Below are 18,198 nucleotides of genomic sequence, written 5' to 3'. Positions count from 1 at the left end.
TGCCAGCTCAGGAGCACGCGCACCGCTCCAGCGACTCTGAAAACTCGCAAATCCCTCTGCAATATCGAGCCAGAGTGGGTTGCTGATACAGACCACGAGGCGATCGATGGAGAAAATCCTCGTGCCTGGTTTCGCCAATGAAATAATGTATCTTTTATGAAAAAGTACATTTTGGTGCAGAAAGGTAACAACTCAGCCCTGACGGCCCCAGGACGGGGCAGCCAAACGTGGCACTCAGTGACACTCGGCAACTGTGAGAGAATCCCCGGCCATCGCCGCCCAGCCCCTAGAGGAACCGATGAAAGCAGTGTCAGCAGAGGACCCGCGCACCGCATCGCGCTACGCCATGATCCGTCAGGTATTGCGCGACGCCATCCTCCAGGGCACCGCCCTGCAGGGCCTGGTGCTGCTGGAAGCGCCGCTGGCGGAACTGTTCGGCACCAGCCGGGTGCCGGTGCGCAAGGCCCTTGACCTGCTGCATGGCGAAGGCCTGATCAGCCGTTTTGACGGCCGCGGCTACCTGATCAACCCCCAGGGCCTGGAAATCGAACCGCTGCGCCTGCCCCTGAGCCATGCCCACCTGGGACTGGCCAGCGACGAAGAACTGGTGGACACCCGGCCCCTGGGGGAACGGATCTACGAAGAACTGGGCAGCGCCCTCTCCACCTGCATCGCCTTCGGTCACTTTCGCCTCGACGAACAGGCCGCCGCCGAGCACTACGGCGTCAGCCGCGCGGTGGTCCGCGAAGCGCTGATGCGCCTGCGCGACCGCGGCCTGGTGGAAAAGGAGCCCTACTCCCAATGGCTGGCCGGGCCGCTGACCGCCCGCGAAGTCACCGAAGACTACGAACTGCGCGCCTGCCTGGAACCCGAAGCCCTGCGCCAGAGCGCGCCGGGCCTGGGCCGTGAATGGCTGGAACAGATGCTGGAACGGGTGACCCAGGCGCAACAGGCCGAGCATTGCGACCTGCAGGTGCTGGAGCGCCTGGAAGAAGACCTGCACCAGCACTGCCTGAGCGGCTTGCACAACCGCAAGATGGCGGCGCTGATCCGCCAGGCCCAGAGCCCGATGATCATCAACCGGATCTTCTACCGTCTGCTGGGCATCGGCGCCGACCCGGCGATGCTTGCCGAGCACCGACTGATTCTCGAACTGTTGCTGCACGGCGCCTTCGACGCCGCCGCCCTGAACCTTCGCGAACACCTGCAACGCGCCGGCCAGCGCATGCTGCAACGCCTCAAGGTGCTCTCGGTGCTCCCGGAACCGGAACTCCCGGGCTTCCTCAGCAAAATCAGCTGAACCCTGTAGCCGCTGCCGAGCCTGCGAGGCTGCGCAAAGGTCCGCAGGACCTTGCTTGGCGATCGCCCGCCAAACCTCCGGCGGCCTTGAGAACCCGCGTCCCTGCTGGCCGTTCGCAGCCTGCGGCAGCGGCTACAGTGCGTTGCGCCGCACCAGGCTGAGATCGGGCGCGGTGGTGCGACGCTGGCTCAGGTAGCGGGTGCAACTGACCCGCAGGAAGGAGGCGAAATTCACCACTTCGCCACGGTAATCCATGACCTCTTCATACAGCTTGGCAATCAGCTGGTTGGTGGTCATGCCGTCGGCTTCGGCGATCTCGCTGAGGATGTCCCAGAACTGGTTTTCCAGGCGCAAGGTGGTGACCACGCCACAGATGCGCAGCGAGCGGGAACGGGACTCGTAGAGAATCGGGTCGGCCTTGACGTACAGCTCGCACATGGCGTGGTCCTCGCTTACAGGGTGATCTGGGTGCCCAGCAGGCCCAGGAAACCGGCCAGCCAGCTAGGGTGCGCCGGCCAGGCCGGGGCGGTGGCCAGGTTGCCCTGGACGTGGCCTTCGGTCACCGGGATATCGATGTAGGTGCCGCCCGCCAGCCGCACTTCCGGGGCACAGGCCGGGTAGGCGCTGCACTCGCGGCCTTCGAGGATGCCGGCCGCGGCCAGCAGTTGCGCGCCATGGCACACCGCGGCGATCGGCTTGCCGGCCTGGTCGAACTCCTTGACCAGTTGCAGCACCTTGGCGTTCAGCCGCAGGTATTCCGGAGCACGTCCGCCGGGGATCAGCAGCGCGTCGTAATCAGCGGAGCTGACCTGGGCGAAGTCGAAGTTGAGGGCAAACAGGTGCCCCGGTTTCTCGCTGTAGGTCTGGTCGCCCTCGAAGTCGTGGATCGCCGTGCGCACGGTCTGCCCGGCGCGCTTGTCGGGGCACACGGCGTGCACCGTGTGGCCGACCATCAGCAGCGCCTGGAACGGCACCATCACTTCGTAGTCTTCGACGTAATCGCCAACCAGCATGAGGATCTTTTTCGCGGCCATGGAGTGGACTCCTTTCAGGGAAAGACGTGGGCGGAAGAAGTACTCAAGGTAGTCCCATTGCGCCAGTCCGGGTAATAGCCGCTTACTACAGCGGCAAGCGGCAAGTGGATAGCTGCAAGTGGCTGGCTGCAGGTTTCTCGCTTACGGCTGGCCGCTTGTCGCTTACAGCTGCTGGTCTGCCTTGAGCAGGGTTTCGAGGCAGTGTTCGCTGATCTGGTAGAAGGCCTTGAGTTCTTCGATCCTGGCCAGCAGTTGAGTCGGGTCTACCGGTTCGGCGCGCTTGACCGCGAGGATCATCTTGTTCTTGTTGGTGTGCTCCAGGGAGATGAACTCGAAGACCTTGGTTTCATAGCCGCAGGCTTCGAGGAACAGCGCTCGCAGGCTGTCGGTGACCATTTCTGCCTGCTGCCCCAGGTGCAGGCCGTATTGCAGCATCGGCTTGAGCAGCGCCGGGCTCTGGATCTGCTGGCGGATCTGCTTGTGGCAGCACGGCGAGCACATGATGATCGCCGCGCCGGAGCGGATGCCGGTGTGGATCGCATAGTCGGTGGCGATGTCGCAGGCATGCAGGGCGATCATCACCTCCAGCTGGCTAGGGGCCACGCTGCGCACGTCACCGCACTTGAACACCAGGCCCGGGTGCTCCAGGCGCTGCGCGGCGGCGTTGCACAGGGTCACCATGTCCTCGCGCAACTCGACGCCGGTGACTTCGCCCTCGGCCTTGAGGGTGTTGCGCAGGTAGTCATGGATGGCAAAGGTCAGGTAGCCCTTGCCGGAACCGAAGTCCGCGACCCGCACTGGCTGGTCGAGCTTGATCGGCGAGCTGCCCAGGGCGTGGCTGAAGACCTCGATGAACTTGTTGATCTGCTTCCACTTGCGCGACATGGCCGGGATCAGTTCGTGCTGCTGGTTGGTCACCCCAAGATCGGCGAGAAACGGCCGGCTGAGGTCGAGGAAGCGGTTCTTCTCCCGGTTGTGCTCGGCCGACGGTACATCGCGCTGGGTTTGCGGCTTGCCCTTGAACAGCGAACTCTTGCCCTTCTTGCTGTATTCGAGCTGCACTTCGTCGGTCAGGGTCAGCAGGTGGGCGTTCTTGAACGCCGCCGGCAGCAGCTCGGCGATGGCGGCGATGCCTTCGTCCAGGGGGAAGTTCTTGGTGATATCGCGGGTCTTGTAGCGATAGACGAAGGACAGGCACGGCTGCTCCTTGACCGTCAGCTGCTTGATGATCAGGCGTTGCAACTCCGCCTCCGGGCCCACGTGCTTGGCCAGTACCAGCTTGATAAAGGCGTTTTGCGCAAGGCTGGTGTCGAGCAATTGCAGGAACTGGGCGTGATGATCCGGCGCGGGGCGGGCGGAAGGTGCGGTCACAGACATGGGGGCAGGTGCCTCGGGCGATGCGGGGTGTGAATCAGGGAGTGGCGGGTATTTTAGGGAGCAAGCCGCGTCGGGGCACGAAGTTATTCACCCGACGGTAAAAAATCCTCGCCCGAGGGCGGTGCCGGGCTCAGGGGCCATTCGCCGGCCAGCCGGCTCCTGCATGAACAACACCGATATCGCACCGCCGTAGGAGCTGGCTTGCCAGCGAAGGCGCCCTCAAGGGCGGTGCAAGACTCGGGGCCTGTTCGCCGGCGGCGGGCTCAGTTGAGCACCACCAGGCGGTTGGGCAATTCGTTGCGTACCTGGGTCAGGGGCACATGGGCCTTGAGCAGCTCGCCGCTGGCTTCGATGCAGTCGAGGAAGCCCTGCAAGGTCTGGCCCTGGCGGACTTGCTGGGTAAAGTTGCGCACGATGCCGTTCCACTGCTTGTTATCCAGGCGCTTGGAAATGCCCTCGTCCACGAGGATTTCCACGTAGCGCTCGGCTTCGCTGACAAAGATCAGCACCCCGGTGCCGCCCACGGTGTGGTGCAGGTTCTGTTCGAGGAACTGGCGCCGGGCCAGGTTGGAGGCGCGCCAATGGCGCACCGAGCGCGGGATCAGCCGGGTGGTGATCCGCGGCAGGCGGAACACCAGGCACAAGACGATAAAGGTCGTCCATTGCGCCAGCAGCAACAGGTGCATGTTCAGCCAGCCGGTGGCGTAGTGCACCAGCCCCGGCACCACCAGCGCCAGCAGGCTGGCCCAGAGCAGCGGGATATAGGCGTAGTCGTCGGCCCGGGCCGCCAGCACCGTCACCAGTTCGGCGTCGGTCTGCTGTTCCACCCGGGCAATGGCTTCGGCCACTTGCCGTTGTTCGTATTCACTGAGTAATGCCATGTCGTTGGATTTCCGCTTCTTATTTTGAGTTACCAGCCGCCGGAGGAACCGCCGCCGCCAAAGCTGCCACCGCCACCGCTGAAGCCGCCACCGCCGCCGGACCCACCACCAAAACCACCAAAACCACCGAAGCCACCGCCTCCGTCACCGCCGCGCCCGCTGGTGGTGGTGATGAACCCGAGCGCCTGCGCCACTATCACCACCAGGATGAACAGCAGCACCATGAAGATGAATAGCCACGGGTGACGCTGGACAAAATCGTCCTGGTCGCTGCTCTCGACGCTGTCATACACCGGGTCCGGTTGGTCCAGCGGCGTGCCACCGAGCACCAGGAGCATGGCCGAAACCCCGTCGCTGATGCCCTTGCTGAACTGCCCGGTCTTGAACGCCGGGGTGATCACCTGGTTGATGATCACCGAGGCCTGGGCGTCGGTCAGGCGCTCCTCCAGGCCGTAGCCCACTTCGATGCGCAGCTTGCGCTCGTCCCGGGCGACGATCAGCAGCGCGCCGTTGTTCTTGTCCTTCTGGCCGATGCCCCAGTGGCGCCCCAACTGGTAGCCGAACTCCTCGATGCTGACGCCTTGCAGGTTGGGCAGGGTCACCACCACCAACTGTTCGCCGGTGGCCTGTTCGTGGGCTTGCAGTTGCCGAGTCAGCAGGGCGCTGATGGTCGGTTCGATCATCTGCGCGTCGTCCACCACCCGCCCGCTCAGGGCCGGAAACCTCAGCTCGGCCTGGGCCGTGACCGCAAAGACCCAGAGCAACAGCACCAGGCCGATTTTATAAAGTCGCATCAGCACCTCATCCTTAATGTTTGTCCGCCTGTGCTACCAACTGCCGGACGCCCCGCCACCGCCAAAACTGCCGCCACCCCCGCTGAAGCTGTCCGAGCTTGAACTGGAGCTGGAGCTGCTGGAATCGAACCAGTCGAACGAACTGCTGCTCGAACCTGCGTCGCGCTCGGCCCTGGTTTCGCGCCTGGCCGAATCGTCGCTGGCAACAACCGGCGAATCATTGCCGCTGCGCCATTGGGTCAGGAACCCGAACAACGGTACACCGACGAACACCAGGTAGAACAACCTCTCGAACCACCACATCCACTCGATGTCCTGGTACCAGCTTTTCTCCACCGAGCGGTACACCAGCCTCGGCGGGTCGGTGGACGACAGCACGTTCACGATGGACGTGGCCCCGGCGATGATCCCCGAGGAATACAGGTCGTCCTTGAAGTACGGAATGATCGAACCATCGATGATGAAGTGGGCCACTATGTCGGTGAGCCGCCCCTCCAGGCCGTAGCCGACCTCGATCCGCACCTTGCGATCGTCCTTGGCCACCAGCAGCAGGACGCCGTTGTTCTTGTCCTTCTGGCCAATCCCCCAGTGCCGGCCCAGCTGCAAGCCGAACTCCTCGATGCTATGGCCACCCAGGCTCGGCACCGTGGCCACCACCACCTGGTCGGTGGTGGTCTGCTCGAGCCGTTCCAGCATCTGCGCCAGGTAGACCTGCGCCGACGGCGTGAGCAACTGCGCGGTGTCCACCACCCGCCCGGTCAGCTTGGGAAACAGCCGTTCGATCGGTGCCGCTGTCGCATTGGTCGGTGCGGGCTCGACCTGGACAGCGGGTTGCGACGAACGCAACGGCACCCCATCCGTGGGTGCGGGCCCGGGTTGTTGCGCCAACACGGCGCCACTCACCAGCCATAGCCACAGCAGCGCGCCTCGCAGCACGCGCCGCCCGTGGCTCATCAGAATTTCACTTGCGGGGCTTTGTCGGCGTCGGGGCTGGTGGCCTCGAAGGATTCACGCACCGGCAGGTCGCTGTACATCAGGCTGTGCCACAGGCGGCCGGGGAAGGTGCGGATCTCGGTGTTGTACTTCTGCACCGCCAGGATGAAGTCGCGACGGGCCACGGCGATGCGGTTCTCGGTGCCTTCAAGCTGGGATTGCAGGGCCAGGAAGTTCTGGTTGGCCTTCAGGTCCGGGTAGCGCTCGGACACCACCATCAGACGGCTCAGGGCACCGCTCAACTGGTCCTGGGCCTGCTGGAACTGCTTGAGTTTTTCCGGGTTGTCCAGGGTCTTGGCATCCACCTGAATCGAGGTGGCCTTGGCCCGCGCCTCGATCACCGCGGTCAGGGTTTCTTCCTCGTGCTTGGCGTAGCCCTTGACGGTTTCCACCAGGTTGGGGATCAGGTCGGCGCGGCGCTGGTACTGGTTCTGCACCTGGCCCCAGTCGGCCTTGACCTGCTCGTCCAGGGTCGGAATGTTGTTGATGCCACAGCCGCTGAGCAGGCTGGCAAGCAGCAACAAGGCAGCGACGGGCCAGCTCGAACGCAGGCTTTGAGTGATGTTCATGGGTGGGGCTCCTTGCACAACCTGATTGAAATGAAGCTTTTGCCCGGTTTCACACATCCTGTGGGCAAAATCTGCCTGCGCCACTGGAATGCATCGGGCTGATGGGCTAAAAGATGCCCAGCGCGAAAAAGAGTTCAGAAGTGTGCGGGAATTATCTGAACAACAACAGTCGCTCCCTAAATTTTGGCTGTTCGACGCGTCACTCATGCGTCGGTCTCGAGCCCTTGAGAACAATATTCATGAATAAGCTGTGTTTGCTGGGGCTGCTGGTCAGCCTGGCCAGTCACCCGGTGTTGGCCGACGTGGCCCCGGTCCCTCTGGAAAACAAAGAAGCCTTTATCAACGATCTGCTCAAGCGCATGACCCTGGAAGAGAAGATCGGCCAGCTGCGCCTGATCAGCATCGGCCCGGAAATGCCTCGCGAGCTGATCCGCAAGGAAATCGCCGCGGGCAATATCGGCGGCACTTTCAACTCCATCACCCGCCCGGAAAACCGGCCGATGCAGGACGCGGCCATGCGCAGCCGGCTGAAGATCCCGATGTTCTTCGCCTATGACGTGATCCACGGCCACCGGACCATCTTCCCCATCAGCCTGGCCCTGGCCTCCAGCTGGGACATGGACGCCATTGGCCGCTCCGGACGCATCGCCGCCAAGGAAGCCAGCGCCGACAGCCTGGACATCACCTTTGCGCCGATGGTGGATATCTCCCGCGATCCGCGCTGGGGCCGCACCTCCGAAGGCTTTGGCGAAGACACCTACCTGGTCTCGCGCATCGCCAAGGTCATGGTCAAGGCCTACCAGGGCCAGAGCCCGGCCCTGCCGGACAGCATCATGGCCAGCGTCAAGCACTTCGCCCTGTATGGCGCGGTGGAAGGCGGTCGCGACTACAACATCGTCGACATGAGCCCGGTGAAGATGTACCAGGACTACCTGCCGCCCTACCGCGCAGCCATCGACGCCGGTGCCGGCGGGGTGATGGTGGCCCTGAACTCGATCAACGGCGTGCCGGCCACCTCCAACACCTGGCTGATGAACGACCTGTTGCGCAAGGAATGGGGCTTCAAGGGCCTGGCGGTGAGCGACCACGGCGCGATCATCGAGCTGATCCGCCACGGCGTGGCCAAGGACGGTCGCGAAGCGGCCAAGCTGGCGATCAAGGCCGGCATCGACATGAGCATGAACGACTCGCTGTACGGCAAGGAGCTGCCAGGGCTGCTCAAGTCCGGCGAGATCGAGCAGAAGGACATCGACAACGCCGTGCGTGAAGTGCTGGCGGCCAAGTACGACATGGGCCTGTTCAAGGACCCTTACGTGCGCATCGGCAAGGCCGAGGACGACCCGGCCGACACCAACGCCGAAAGCCGCCTGCACCGCAGCGACGCCCGGGACATCGCGCGGCGCAGCCTGGTGCTGCTGAAGAACCACAACGACACCCTGCCGCTGAAGAAAACCGCGAAGATCGCCCTGGTCGGCCCGCTGGCCAAGGCCCCCATCGACATGATGGGCAGCTGGGCCGCCGCCGGCGTGCCGGCGCAGTCGGTGACGCTCTACGACGGCATGCGCAATGTGCTGGGCGACAAGGCCCAACTGGTGTACGCCCGGGGCTCGAACATCACTGCCGACAAGAAGGTGGTGGACTACCTGAACTTCCTCAACTTCGACGCCCCGGAAGTGGTGGACGACCCGCGTCCGGCGCAGCAGATGATCGACGAAGCGGTCCAGGCGGCCAAACAGGCGGACGTGATCGTCGCGGCCGTGGGCGAGTCCCGGGGCATGTCCCACGAATCCTCGAGCCGCACCGACCTGCTGATTCCTGCCAGCCAACGCGAGCTGATCAAGGCTCTCAAGGCCACCGGCAAGCCGCTGGTACTGGTGCTGATGAATGGCCGGCCACTGTCGCTGCTGGAGGAAAACCAGCAGGCCGACGCGATCCTGGAAACCTGGTTCAGCGGCACCGAAGGCGGCAACGCCATCGCCGACGTCCTGTTCGGCGACTACAACCCGTCGGGCAAGTTGCCGATCACCTTCCCCCGCACCGTGGGGCAGATCCCCACCTACTACAACCACCTGACCATTGGCCGGCCGTTCACCCCGGGCAAGCCGGGCAACTACACCTCGCAGTACTTCGACGACACCACCGGCCCACTGTTTCCGTTCGGCTATGGCCTGAGCTACACCACGTTCAGCCTGTCGGACATGGCCCTGTCTTCCACCACCCTGAACAAGAGCGGCAAGCTCGACGCCAGCGTGACCGTGAAGAACACCGGCAAGCGTGACGGTGAAACCGTGGTGCAGCTGTATATCCAGGACGTGGCCGGCTCGATGATCCGCCCGATCAAGGAGTTGAAGAACTTCCAGAAAGTCATGCTCAAGGCCGGTGAAGAGAAGTCCATCCACTTCACCATCACCGAGGACGACCTGAAGTTCTACAACACTCAGCTCAAGTACGCCGCCGAACCGGGCGACTTCAATGTGCAGATCGGCCTGGACTCCCAGGACGTCAAGCAACAGAGCTTCGAACTGCTCTGATGCCTGTCAGCGGCCGGCGCAGGAACTGCGCCGGCCGCCTCCTTCTGCAATCCCCACAATCGCTGCAATATCTGTAGCCGCTGCCGAGCCTGCGAGGCTGCGACGATCTCCCGCCAAACCTCCATCGGACTCACGACCGCCGCGACCGCTTCGCGCTCGTTCGCAGCCTGCGGCAGCGGCTACAGCCAGCCATGTCGGCCGTGACGGTCAGCCGCGCCGGTCCAGCAGGTTGACCACCAGACGGTCGACCCAGCCCCAGATCCGCTGCTTGATCCGCCGCCACAACGGCCGGTTGCGCCACTGCGCCAGGTTGATCTCTTCGCTCTGGGCGAAATCCGCCTCGAAACTCGCCGCCACCGCGCGGGTCAGTGACGGATCCAGGGCTTCGAGGTTGGCTTCCAGGTTGAAGCGCAGGTTCCAGTGATCGAAGTTGCACGAGCCCACACTGACCCAGTCGTCCACCAGGGCCATCTTCAAGTGCAGAAAGCGCGGCTGGTATTCGAAGATGCGCACGCCGGCCTTGAGCAGGCGCGGGTAGTAACGGTGCCCGGCATAGCGCACCGCCGGGTGGTCGGTGTTCGGCCCGGTCAGCAGCAGGCGCACGTCGATCCCCCGGGCCGCGGCCTTGCGCAACGAGCGCCGCACCGACCAGGTGGGCAAGAAGTACGGCGTCGCCAGCCAGATGCGCCGCTGGCCGCTGTGCAGGGCGCGGATCAGCGAATGCAGGATGTCGCGATGCTGGCGAGAGTCGGCATAGGCCACCCGGCCCATGCCCTCCCCCGAGTCAGGTACGCGGGGCAGATGGGGCAGGCCGAAATCGACACTGGGCTTCCAGGCGCCGCGGTGCAGGTTGGCGCTCCATTGCCGGTCAAACAGACTCTGCCAGTCACGCACGGCAGGGCCGGCGATCTCCACCATCACTTCATGCCAGTCGCAGCTGTTGTCCCTGGGCTGCCAGAAGTCATCGGTGACCCCGGTGCCGCCCACCATCGCCAGGGACTGGTCCACCAACAGCAGTTTGCGATGGTCGCGGTACAGGTTGAGCAGGCCCTGGCGCCATTTCAGGCGGTTGTAGAAGCGCAGCTCGACACCGGCGTTCGTCAGACGCAAGCGCAGGGGCTGGGTGAAGGCCAGGCTGCCGTAGTCGTCGAACAGGCAACGCACCTGCACGCCGCGCTCGGCGGCCTGCACCAGGGCCTGGACCATGGCCTCGGCGCAGGCACCGGCCTCCACCAGGTACAGCTCCAGCGCCACCTGCTCTTGGGCGCGGGCGATGGCCAGCAGCATGCGCGGAAAGAACTCGGGACCATCGATCAGCAACTCGAAGCGGTTGCCTTCGCGCCAGGGGAACACCGCTCCACGCATTTCAGCGCGCCGTGAAGATCAGTACCGCACCCACCGGCACCGAGAAACTGATGGCCGAAAGCCCCGCGAGCTTGCGCAGGCTGTCCAGGCCCGGGGCCAGGTTGAAGTCTTCGGCGTTGAGCACCAGGGGTTCCAGGGTCACCACCTGAAAGCGCCGGTCATCCAGGCGGGTGGCCAGCAGTTCGGCGTTGTAGGTGTGTTGCTGGCCGTGCAGGTTCACGGTGACCGGCAGCAACAGCTCGATCTGCGCACCGGGAGCCAGGTCGTTGATCGGACGCAGATTGATTTGCGCAGTGATCTGCGCCTCGGGGAACTGCTGCACCTGGAACAGTTCCTGGCGCATGCGTTCATCGCGCAGCGGAATGCCGCTGCTGACCGAGTCCAGCTCGATCTGCACCTGCGCCTGGCCCTTGCCATCGACCTTGCCGTGCAGCACCAGGAAGCGCTGGACTTCGGAAATATTGGCGTTCTTGGTGGTGACGAAGGACACCCGGGATGACTCGTTGTCCAGGTACCAGTTGGCCTGGACCGGCAGCGCCAGTACCCCGAGCAGGCTGAGAATTAGGCGGATCGGCGTACGCATGCAAGCTCCCTTGAACAGAAGGCGCCACCTTAACCGGCTGCCGTAAGGCTGGCAAACGCCGTGCTCGGGCGGCGCCCTGCGATAGAGTGGCAAGCCGCGGCTTTAGTTCAGGAACAAACCTGCGGCGCTCGGGAGTGGCTCAGACGAGGGTTTTCTGCAGCTGTTCGACGGTTTCGGCCAGCAATCGCAAATGACGACTGCGCACCTGCTCGACACAGGCCAGGTCCATCGGCCAATGCAGGGCGATGCTGCCGATCACCCGGCCTTCGGCCTGCAACGGCAAGGCCACGGCGCGGATCAGAAAAGGCAGGCGCACCGGGTATTCCCAGTGGCCTTCGGTGCGCTGGCCAAACCCCAGGTGCTGGGACTGGGCACAGGCCTGTTGCTGGTCTTCGGCCGGCACTCGCTCTCGCTCGGCCAGCCGCTGGACTTCAGCGCTGGCCAAGGCCCCGAGGCAGGCCTTGCCCATGGCCGAATGAAACAGGCTGGCATGCTGGCCGACAATCCGGCTGTTGCTCGGGTAGCGCTTGCGCAGCACCTGGGGCACTGCGCTTTCCAGGACTTCCAGGTGCTCGCCGTCGAAACTCGACAAGTCGCTGACCAGCCCGGTGCGTGCACTCAATTCCAGCAGCCAGGGCGCCGCCTGCTCCACCAGGCGGCGCTTGAACCGTTGTCGGCTGTCGCCAAACAGGCTGCGCGCGCTCAAGCGATAGCGCCGATCACTCAAGCCCCGGTAGATCCAGCCCTGCTCCTGCAAGGTCAGCAACATGCGCGACACTGTCGCCTTGGGCAGCCCGGTCAGGTAGTGCAACTCCTCCAGTCCCAGGGCCTGGTGCTGACCGAGTAACTCGACAATGGCCAGGGCCCGCTCAACGGAACGCACACTGCCGCTTTCGACCTTGCTGGCCATGGTCCGAACTCCCTGACTTGAGAATGGGTAAAGCCGTTACCCAGCAAGATGCGGGCCTCAGGAGCCTATCAGCGACGCTTGTCTGGTTACAGCAAATGACCCGGGGGGCGCTGGCGCACCCATTGCGTCAGTTGTTCATGGGCGTAAGCCAACTGCAGCACGGCGTGATCGGCCTGGGCCGGACCGACGATCTGCATGCCCATGGGCAGGCCCGCCAGGTTGAATCCCACCGGAATGCTGATGCTGGGCAGGCCGGCCAGGGTCGGACCGATCACCACTTCCATCCAGCGATGATAGGTGTCCATTTCCTGCCCATCGATCTGCCTTGGCCAGGCCTGCCGTGCATCGAAAGGGAACACCTGGGCCGTGGGCAACAGCAGGAAATCGTAACGCTCGAACAATCGCTGCAAGGCGCGGTACCAATCGCTGCGACTCTGGGACGCGCGGTACACATCCGCAGCACTCAGGTTGGCCGCTCCCTCCACTTCCCAGCGGGCCTCGGGCTTGAGCCAGCGGCGTTTGTCCGGGTCGCCGTGCAACATCCCCAAAGACCCCTGGACCAGCCAGTGCCGGTGCACCAGCCAGCAGTCCCACAACTGCGCCATGGAAAAATCCGGCTGGCAGCTTTCCACTTCGCAGCCCAGATGGGTGAAGTCGGCCAACGCCTTTTCGCACAGGCTCAGCACTCCCTGCTCCATGGCCAGGTAGCCGTTGTAGTCCCCCAACCAGCCCAGGCGCAGGCCCCGCACGTCCCGTTGCAGAGGCGCCTGCAACAGCGCCGGATCCTCCTTGAGGGACAAGGGCACCCGCGGATCGTAACCGGCCTGGGTGCTCAACAGCCGCGCCACATCGGCCACCGTGCGCCCCATCGGCCCTTCGGTGGCCAGTTGCTGCACGAACAGTTCCGGGGTCGGGCCGAAGGGCACCCGCCCCTGGGAAGGACGCATGCCGAACAGGTTGTTGAAGGCCGCCGGATTGCGCAACGACCCCATCATGTCGCTGCCATCGGCCACCGGCAGCATGCGCAGGGCCAGGGCCACTGCCGCCCCGCCGCTGCTGCCGCCGGCGCTCAGGCGGCTGTCGTAGGCATTGCCGGTGGTGCCGAACAGCTGGTTGTAGGTGTGGGAGCCCAGGCCGAACTCCGGCACGTTGCTCTTGCCGACGATGATCGCGCCACTGGCCCCCACCCGGGCCACGCTGATGGCGTCCACCTGGGGCACCTGTTCGGCGAACAGCGGCGAACCCAGGCTGGTGGTCAGCCCCGCGGTGGATGCCAGGTCCTTGATCGCCTGGGGCATGCCATGCATCCAGCCCATGGACTGCCCCCGGTCCAGTTGCCGGTCGCGCTCATCGGCCTGGGCCAGCAACTCGCCCGGATCGCCCAGGGACACCAGGGCATTGAATTGCGGGTTGTAGCGCTCGATCTGTTGCAGGTAGGCCTGCATCACCTCGCGGCAGGACAACTGACGGGCGTGGATCGCCCGGGACAGCGCCAGGGCATCCAGTTCGACGATGGGCTCGCAGGCCACCGCTTCTTTGTGCTGAATCAAGACTCGCCTCCCAGGGTCAGGGTATCGGGCTTGGTGTCCCGGACCGCGTCGTACATGCAATAGATGCCCAGCAGACTGAGGATCGAAGTTGCCAGGACATAGAAGGACGGCGCCACCGGCGTGGCCATAACCCGGCTCAGCCAGGTCACGATCAACGGAGCAAAACCGCCGAACAGCATCACCGCCACGTTATACGCCACGGAGACGCCGGTGGAACGCACCTCGATGGGGAACTGCTCGGCCAGGGCGGTGGGGCCAGGACCGAAGAAGCCGCCAATGGCGCCACACAGCAGTATCTGCATCACCAGCAGGCGCTCGATGGACGGTGCGGCGGCGACCCACACATACAAGGGATAGACCATGACGAAAAACGCCAGGGTGAACGCCATCAGCACCGGGCGCCGGCCGACCCGGTCCGACAGCGCCCCGGCAAAGGGGATCACCAGGGTCATCAGGGCCACGGCGAACATCTGCACCAGCAGCACCTGATCCAGGGGCAGGCCGAGGTTGGTGTGGGCAAAGGTCGGCATGTTCACCAGCACCACGTAGAAGGACACGGTGCTGCCGCTGCACAGGCCCATGGACACCAGAATTGCCCGGCGCTGGCTCGACACCACCTGCCACAGCCCCGGTCCATCGCCCCGCACCTGCTTGCGTGCCTCGACGAAGGCTTGCGGCTCCTCCATGTACTTGCGGATCCACAGCCCCACCGGACCGATCAGCAGGCCGATCACGAACGGCAGGCGCCAGCCCCAGAGATCCAGGGTCTGGGGCGAAAAGAAATGGGTCACCGCCGCCACCATCGCCGCCCCACTGAACACCGCCAGACACTGGCCGACCAGTTGCCAGGAACCGTACAGGCCCTTCTTGTGGACCGGCGCGCTCTCCACCAGATAGGCCGTGGCGCTGGCGTACTCGCCACCGGTGGCGAAGCCCTGGAGCATGCGCGCCACCACGATCAGCAAGGGTGCCCCCAGCCCGATGGCGGCGTAGTGGGGAGCAAACACGATCATCGCGATGGCCAGGGTCATCAGTTGGATGATCACCATCATGGCGGCCTTGCGGCCCTTGCGATCGGAATAGATCCCCAGCAGCACACCGCCCACCGGACGCATGAAAAAGCCCACGCCGAAGGTGGCCAGGGCCATCAGCAGCGAGGTGTACTCATCCTGCGCCGGAAAGAACTGGCGGGCGATGAAGCTGGCGAGAAAGCCATAGACGATGAAGTCGTACCATTCCAGGGCGTTGCCGACGACGGCGGCAACCACCTGCCGGGTCTTGGAAGCAGCGGGGCTCGAAGTGCTCATGGGACGTTCCTTGGATACTTTTGAGCCTTGGGCCGGGCTCGGGAAAGTGCCGGGCGTCTGCGACGCCCGCGGCGCTCGGAAACACAGGAGCAGCCAGGCTCAGGAGGGCTTGAGCCAGCTTTCCGCCAGGGCGCCCCAATAGGCCGCGCCGGTGAGCAGGATGTCGTCGTTGAAGTCGTAACCCGGGTTATGCACCATCGGTTGCGCCACGCCGTTGCCGATGAACAGGTAGCTGCCGGGACAACGTTGCAGCATCCAGCCGAAGTCCTCGCTGCCCATCAGCTTGGGGGTGTTGCCGTCGACCGCATCGGCCCCCACCAGCTCGACCCCGACCCGCCGGGCGAACTCGGTTTCTTCCGGGCTGTTGACCAGCACCGGATAGGCCGGGCGATGCTCGATGCTGGCGCGGCAGCCAAAGCTTTCGGCCTGGGTGCGGATGATCGCCTTGACCCGCTCCAGCATCTGCTCGCGCACCGGTGCGTTGAGGGCCCGCAGGCTCAGGCGCAACAGCGCCTGCTGAGGAATCACGTTGGCCGCCTCGCCGGCCTGCAGGGCACCGACGGTCACCACCGCGGCTTCCTGGGTGTCGATATTGCGCGCCACCACCGTCTGCAAGGCCATCACGATGCTCGCCGCCGCCACCAGCGGGTCCACCGCCAGGTGCGGCATGGAGCCATGGCCGCCGACGCCTTCGACTATCACCTCGAGCAGATCCTGGGAGGCCATCATCGGTCCTTCGCGAAAGCCCAGGTGCCCGGCCGGCAGTCCCGGCATGTTGTGCAGGCCAAACAGCGCATCGCAGGGGAAGCGCTCCAGCAGGCCATCGGCGAGCATCGCCTCGGCGCCGCCCTGGCCCTCTTCGGCGGGTTGGAAGATCAGGTTCAGGGTGCCGTCGAACGCTCGGGTCGCCGCCAGGTAGCGCGCCGCCCCCAGCAGGATGGTGGTGTGGCCGTCATGCCCGCAGGCGTGCATGCAACCGCCATGGCGACTGCTGTAGGGAACCCCGGTGTTCTCGATGATCGGCAAGGCGTCCATGTCCGCCCGCAGGCCCAGGGTGCGCGTGCCCGTGCCGTTGCGCAGGACGCCCACGACACCGGTTCGGCCAACACCGGTATGCACTTCATAGCCCCACTCTTCCAAGCAGCGCGCCACCAGCGCCGAGGTGCGCTGTTCTTCGAAACCCAGTTCCGGGTGGGCATGAATGTCATGGCGGATGGCCCGCAGGTCGCTGGCAATGTCGTTGAGCCAGGCAAGGATGTGCTGGTGTCGGGTCATGGCGTATCTCCTCTGGGCCGGGTGGCTTCCCGTTCTTGTTGTCGGAGCGCTGCACGAGGGGCCGGACCTGCTCGAAGCGCTGCGTCAGATAACCGCGCGGCGCAGCACAGGACAATCAAATGTGGTTCCACTGCATGGAACACATCATCTGCGGTGCGGCTTGATCGAGGATCAGGGATCGAGGCGGCAGCCTTCGCGGGGCCCCAGCCAGGAAGCGCTGTGGGTCCGCCCCAGGGCGCTGGCGGTGACTCGCCGGGCCTGGGGCTCATCGTTGAAGCCGCTGATGGGCAGGTACTGGCGCACGTAGGCGCGGCAGTCTTCGGCAGGTTGTTGCATCACGTAACGGCAGGAGCAGTATTCCTTGGCGGTGTAGGCCCCGAGGATGTCGGGAAAGGCCTGCAAGGCCACCCGCTGCTGCCAGCCCCAGCCCAGCAGCAGGAGCAGCGCCAGCAGCAACAGGCTGAGCAGCGGATGACGTCGCATCCAGGTCTGGCGCTTCATGGCGGACTCGACTCGGGAAAAGCCGCCAGGACCCGCTTGAGCAGCTCGTTGTGCCGATAGCTGCCATCGCGATCGTCGCCATAGCGCACGATCACCAGGCGCTCGGCGGGCAGGATGTACAGCGCCTGGCCCCAGTGTCCCAGCGCCGCATACGTGTCCGCCGGTGCATCCGGCCAGGGCCGGGGCGCACCATCCACCGCGCGGTTGAGCCACCAGTGCCCGCCCGCCACGGCCACGTCCTGGTTGGCCCGGTAACCGGCAAAGGGAGTGCGGCAGAACTCGACCCAGGCCCGGGGCAGCAATTGCCGGTCACGCCAGCGGCCATCGCGCTGCATCAACAGGCCGACCCGCGCCAGATCCCGAGCGGTCAGGTACAGGTAGGACGAAGCGACGAAGGTGCCGGCCGCGTCGCGCTCCCACACCGCCTGGGTGATTCCCAGGGGGTCGAACAGCGCGTGCCAGGGGTAGTCCACATACTGCTCGGCCCCCACCATCCCCCGCAGACTGGCCGCCAGCAGGTTGCTGTCGCCACTGGAGTAGCGAAACACCTGCCCCGCCGGCGCGGCGGCCGCCTGCTGCGCGGCGAATGCGGCCATGTCCCGATGGCCCCGGGTGTAGAGCATGGCCACCACCGAGGAGTGGAGCGGTGCGTATTCGTAGTCTTCCTGCCAATCCAGGCCCGAGCCCCAGTGCAGCAAGTCGGCCAGGGTGATGCGCGGATGCCGCTGCAGCGCCGGGTAATACTGCGCGGCAGGGTCCTGCAGCTGAAAGCGACCTTCACCGAAGGCGACGCCCAACACCACCGCCAGCAGACTCTTGCTGGCAGACCAGATGAGATGGGGCGTCTGCGGTCCGCTGGCGCCGGCATAGCGCTCGTAAAGCAGCTGGCCATCGCGGATCACCAGCAAGGCGTCGGTGCGAATACCTTGTCGGGACGAGTCGTCCCTGGGCTCGAAAGCGTAGTCCTCCAGCGCCTGGAGCGCCGGACCTGGGACGCTCGGGCCCCGGCTCCATTGCGCCCCCGGCCACTCCTCGGCCCGGGCCGGCCAGTTCAGGCATATCAGCAACGCCAGCAGGATCGGACCTTTGCCCATGGATGACACTCGAATGACGTCAGTGGCCGAGCCTAGTCCAGGCGGATGACAGTTTCACTGCATGCGCCTTCGTTTGTTCAAGCTGGCTTCGAGCCCTGTGCAACACTCTTGGGCCCTTTCGCCGGCGAGCCGGC

Annotated in this window: 17 protein-coding genes; 2 read left to right on the top strand and 15 right to left on the bottom strand. The window is 64.9% G+C overall.

Going from position 1 to position 18,198, the window contains the following annotated elements; all coding sequences use genetic code 11:
* Window positions 1–298 precede the first annotated feature (298 nt).
* Complete coding sequence (locus GWQ44_RS01615; protein ID WP_103739593.1) at window positions 299–1,300, top strand: GntR family transcriptional regulator; 1,002 nt, start codon at window positions 299–301, stop codon at window positions 1,298–1,300.
* 132 nt (window positions 1,301–1,432) lie between these two features.
* Here GWQ44_RS01615 and GWQ44_RS01610 read toward each other — a convergent pair whose 3' ends face one another.
* From GWQ44_RS01610 to GWQ44_RS01580, 7 genes are all read right to left on the bottom strand, one after another.
* Window positions 1,433–1,738, bottom strand: a complete 306-nt coding sequence (locus GWQ44_RS01610; protein ID WP_275926497.1) for a ribbon-helix-helix domain-containing protein — start codon at window positions 1,736–1,738, stop codon at window positions 1,433–1,435.
* A gap of 14 nt (window positions 1,739–1,752) precedes the next feature.
* A complete protein-coding gene (locus tag GWQ44_RS01605; protein WP_016965474.1) occupies window positions 1,753–2,334 on the bottom strand; it encodes a DJ-1/PfpI family protein in 582 nt (193 codons plus the stop codon).
* A gap of 162 nt (window positions 2,335–2,496) precedes the next feature.
* Window positions 2,497–3,711, bottom strand: a complete 1,215-nt coding sequence (locus tag GWQ44_RS01600) for an SAM-dependent methyltransferase (protein WP_103739592.1) — start codon at window positions 3,709–3,711, stop codon at window positions 2,497–2,499.
* Window positions 3,712–3,974: 263 nt separating this feature from the next.
* Window positions 3,975–4,592, bottom strand: a complete 618-nt coding sequence (locus GWQ44_RS01595) for a TPM domain-containing protein (RefSeq protein ID WP_016965472.1) — start codon at window positions 4,590–4,592, stop codon at window positions 3,975–3,977.
* Between the two features lie 29 nt (window positions 4,593–4,621).
* Window positions 4,622–5,386 (bottom strand): TPM domain-containing protein, encoded by a 765-nt coding sequence (locus GWQ44_RS01590; RefSeq protein WP_275926496.1) that lies wholly within the window; start codon window positions 5,384–5,386, stop codon window positions 4,622–4,624.
* Window positions 5,387–5,419: 33 nt separating this feature from the next.
* Window positions 5,420–6,340 carry a TPM domain-containing protein gene (locus GWQ44_RS01585; RefSeq protein ID WP_275926495.1) on the bottom strand — a complete coding sequence of 307 codons (921 nt, stop codon included), beginning with the start codon at window positions 6,338–6,340 and terminating at the stop codon, window positions 5,420–5,422.
* Window positions 6,340–6,948, bottom strand: a complete 609-nt coding sequence (locus tag GWQ44_RS01580; RefSeq protein ID WP_179597776.1) for a LemA family protein — start codon at window positions 6,946–6,948, stop codon at window positions 6,340–6,342. The genes GWQ44_RS01585 and GWQ44_RS01580 overlap by 1 nt, the downstream gene beginning before the upstream one ends.
* 239 nt (window positions 6,949–7,187) lie before the next feature.
* Here GWQ44_RS01580 and bglX point away from each other — a divergent pair, with 239 nt between their 5' ends.
* The gene (gene bglX / locus GWQ44_RS01575; RefSeq protein ID WP_047302283.1) at window positions 7,188–9,479 is read left to right on the top strand and encodes a beta-glucosidase BglX; all 2,292 of its coding nucleotides are present in this window, start codon (window positions 7,188–7,190) and stop codon (window positions 9,477–9,479) included.
* Window positions 9,480–9,686: 207 nt separating this feature from the next.
* On the opposite strand, the gene GWQ44_RS01570 is transcribed toward bglX, so the two are convergent.
* The 8 genes from GWQ44_RS01570 to GWQ44_RS01535 all read right to left on the bottom strand — a co-directional run bounded on the left by GWQ44_RS01570 (window position 9,687) and on the right by GWQ44_RS01535 (window position 18,064).
* On the bottom strand, window positions 9,687–10,844 hold the full coding sequence (locus tag GWQ44_RS01570) for a phosphatidylserine/phosphatidylglycerophosphate/cardiolipin synthase family protein (protein WP_016965468.1): 1,158 nt from the start codon (window positions 10,842–10,844) through the stop codon (window positions 9,687–9,689).
* Window position 10,845: 1 nt separating this feature from the next.
* The gene (locus tag GWQ44_RS01565) at window positions 10,846–11,427 is read right to left on the bottom strand and encodes a YceI family protein (RefSeq protein WP_275926494.1); all 582 of its coding nucleotides are present in this window, start codon (window positions 11,425–11,427) and stop codon (window positions 10,846–10,848) included.
* 139 nt (window positions 11,428–11,566) lie between these two features.
* Window positions 11,567–12,337, bottom strand: coding sequence for an IclR family transcriptional regulator (locus GWQ44_RS01560; protein WP_047302277.1), 771 nt, complete (start codon window positions 12,335–12,337; stop codon window positions 11,567–11,569).
* Window positions 12,338–12,423: 86 nt separating this feature from the next.
* On the bottom strand, window positions 12,424–13,887 hold the full coding sequence (locus tag GWQ44_RS01555; protein WP_275926493.1) for an amidase: 1,464 nt from the start codon (window positions 13,885–13,887) through the stop codon (window positions 12,424–12,426).
* On the bottom strand, window positions 13,884–15,194 hold the full coding sequence (locus GWQ44_RS01550; RefSeq protein WP_275926492.1) for an MFS transporter: 1,311 nt from the start codon (window positions 15,192–15,194) through the stop codon (window positions 13,884–13,886). The genes GWQ44_RS01555 and GWQ44_RS01550 overlap by 4 nt, the downstream gene beginning before the upstream one ends.
* A gap of 99 nt (window positions 15,195–15,293) precedes the next feature.
* Window positions 15,294–16,469 carry a M20 aminoacylase family protein gene (locus tag GWQ44_RS01545; protein WP_275926491.1) on the bottom strand — a complete coding sequence of 392 codons (1,176 nt, stop codon included), beginning with the start codon at window positions 16,467–16,469 and terminating at the stop codon, window positions 15,294–15,296.
* A gap of 171 nt (window positions 16,470–16,640) precedes the next feature.
* Entirely contained in the window at window positions 16,641–16,970 is a 330-nt protein-coding gene (locus GWQ44_RS01540) for a hypothetical protein (RefSeq protein WP_016965046.1), read from the bottom strand.
* Entirely contained in the window at window positions 16,967–18,064 is a 1,098-nt protein-coding gene (locus tag GWQ44_RS01535; protein ID WP_275926490.1) for a serine hydrolase, read from the bottom strand. The genes GWQ44_RS01540 and GWQ44_RS01535 overlap by 4 nt, the downstream gene beginning before the upstream one ends.
* Between the last annotated feature and the right edge of the window lie 134 nt (window positions 18,065–18,198).

This window comes from Pseudomonas sp. 3MA1, from assembly GCF_029237275.1.
GTDB lineage: Bacteria > Pseudomonadota > Gammaproteobacteria > Pseudomonadales > Pseudomonadaceae > Aquipseudomonas > Aquipseudomonas fluorescens_AP.
The sequence above is the reverse complement of the archived record's forward strand: the minus strand, read 5'-3'. Positions and strand labels throughout refer to the sequence as shown.

Bases quoted from the DNA above. Each gene is read 5' to 3' on its own strand.
- GWQ44_RS01580 (WP_179597776.1), bottom strand. From the start codon at position 6,948: ATGAACATCACTCAAAGCCTGCGTTCGAGCTGGCCCGTCGCTGCCTTG.
- GWQ44_RS01590 (WP_275926496.1), bottom strand. From the start codon at position 5,386: ATGCGACTTTATAAAATCGGCCTGGTGCTGTTGCTCTGGGTCTTTGCG.
- GWQ44_RS01595 (WP_016965472.1), bottom strand. From the start codon at position 4,592: ATGGCATTACTCAGTGAATACGAACAACGGCAAGTGGCCGAAGCCATT.
- GWQ44_RS01615 (WP_103739593.1), top strand. From the start codon at position 299: ATGAAAGCAGTGTCAGCAGAGGACCCGCGCACCGCATCGCGCTACGCC.
- GWQ44_RS01540 (WP_016965046.1), bottom strand. From the start codon at position 16,970: ATGAAGCGCCAGACCTGGATGCGACGTCATCCGCTGCTCAGCCTGTTG.
- bglX (WP_047302283.1), top strand. From the start codon at position 7,188: ATGAATAAGCTGTGTTTGCTGGGGCTGCTGGTCAGCCTGGCCAGTCAC.
- GWQ44_RS01610 (WP_275926497.1), bottom strand. From the start codon at position 1,738: ATGTGCGAGCTGTACGTCAAGGCCGACCCGATTCTCTACGAGTCCCGT.
- GWQ44_RS01585 (WP_275926495.1), bottom strand. From the start codon at position 6,340: ATGAGCCACGGGCGGCGCGTGCTGCGAGGCGCGCTGCTGTGGCTATGG.
- GWQ44_RS01535 (WP_275926490.1), bottom strand. From the start codon at position 18,064: ATGGGCAAAGGTCCGATCCTGCTGGCGTTGCTGATATGCCTGAACTGG.
- GWQ44_RS01560 (WP_047302277.1), bottom strand. From the start codon at position 12,337: ATGGCCAGCAAGGTCGAAAGCGGCAGTGTGCGTTCCGTTGAGCGGGCC.
- GWQ44_RS01570 (WP_016965468.1), bottom strand. From the start codon at position 10,844: ATGCGTGGAGCGGTGTTCCCCTGGCGCGAAGGCAACCGCTTCGAGTTG.
- GWQ44_RS01565 (WP_275926494.1), bottom strand. From the start codon at position 11,427: ATGCGTACGCCGATCCGCCTAATTCTCAGCCTGCTCGGGGTACTGGCG.
- GWQ44_RS01550 (WP_275926492.1), bottom strand. From the start codon at position 15,194: ATGAGCACTTCGAGCCCCGCTGCTTCCAAGACCCGGCAGGTGGTTGCC.
- GWQ44_RS01545 (WP_275926491.1), bottom strand. From the start codon at position 16,469: ATGACCCGACACCAGCACATCCTTGCCTGGCTCAACGACATTGCCAGC.
- GWQ44_RS01605 (WP_016965474.1), bottom strand. From the start codon at position 2,334: ATGGCCGCGAAAAAGATCCTCATGCTGGTTGGCGATTACGTCGAAGAC.
- GWQ44_RS01600 (WP_103739592.1), bottom strand. From the start codon at position 3,711: ATGTCTGTGACCGCACCTTCCGCCCGCCCCGCGCCGGATCATCACGCC.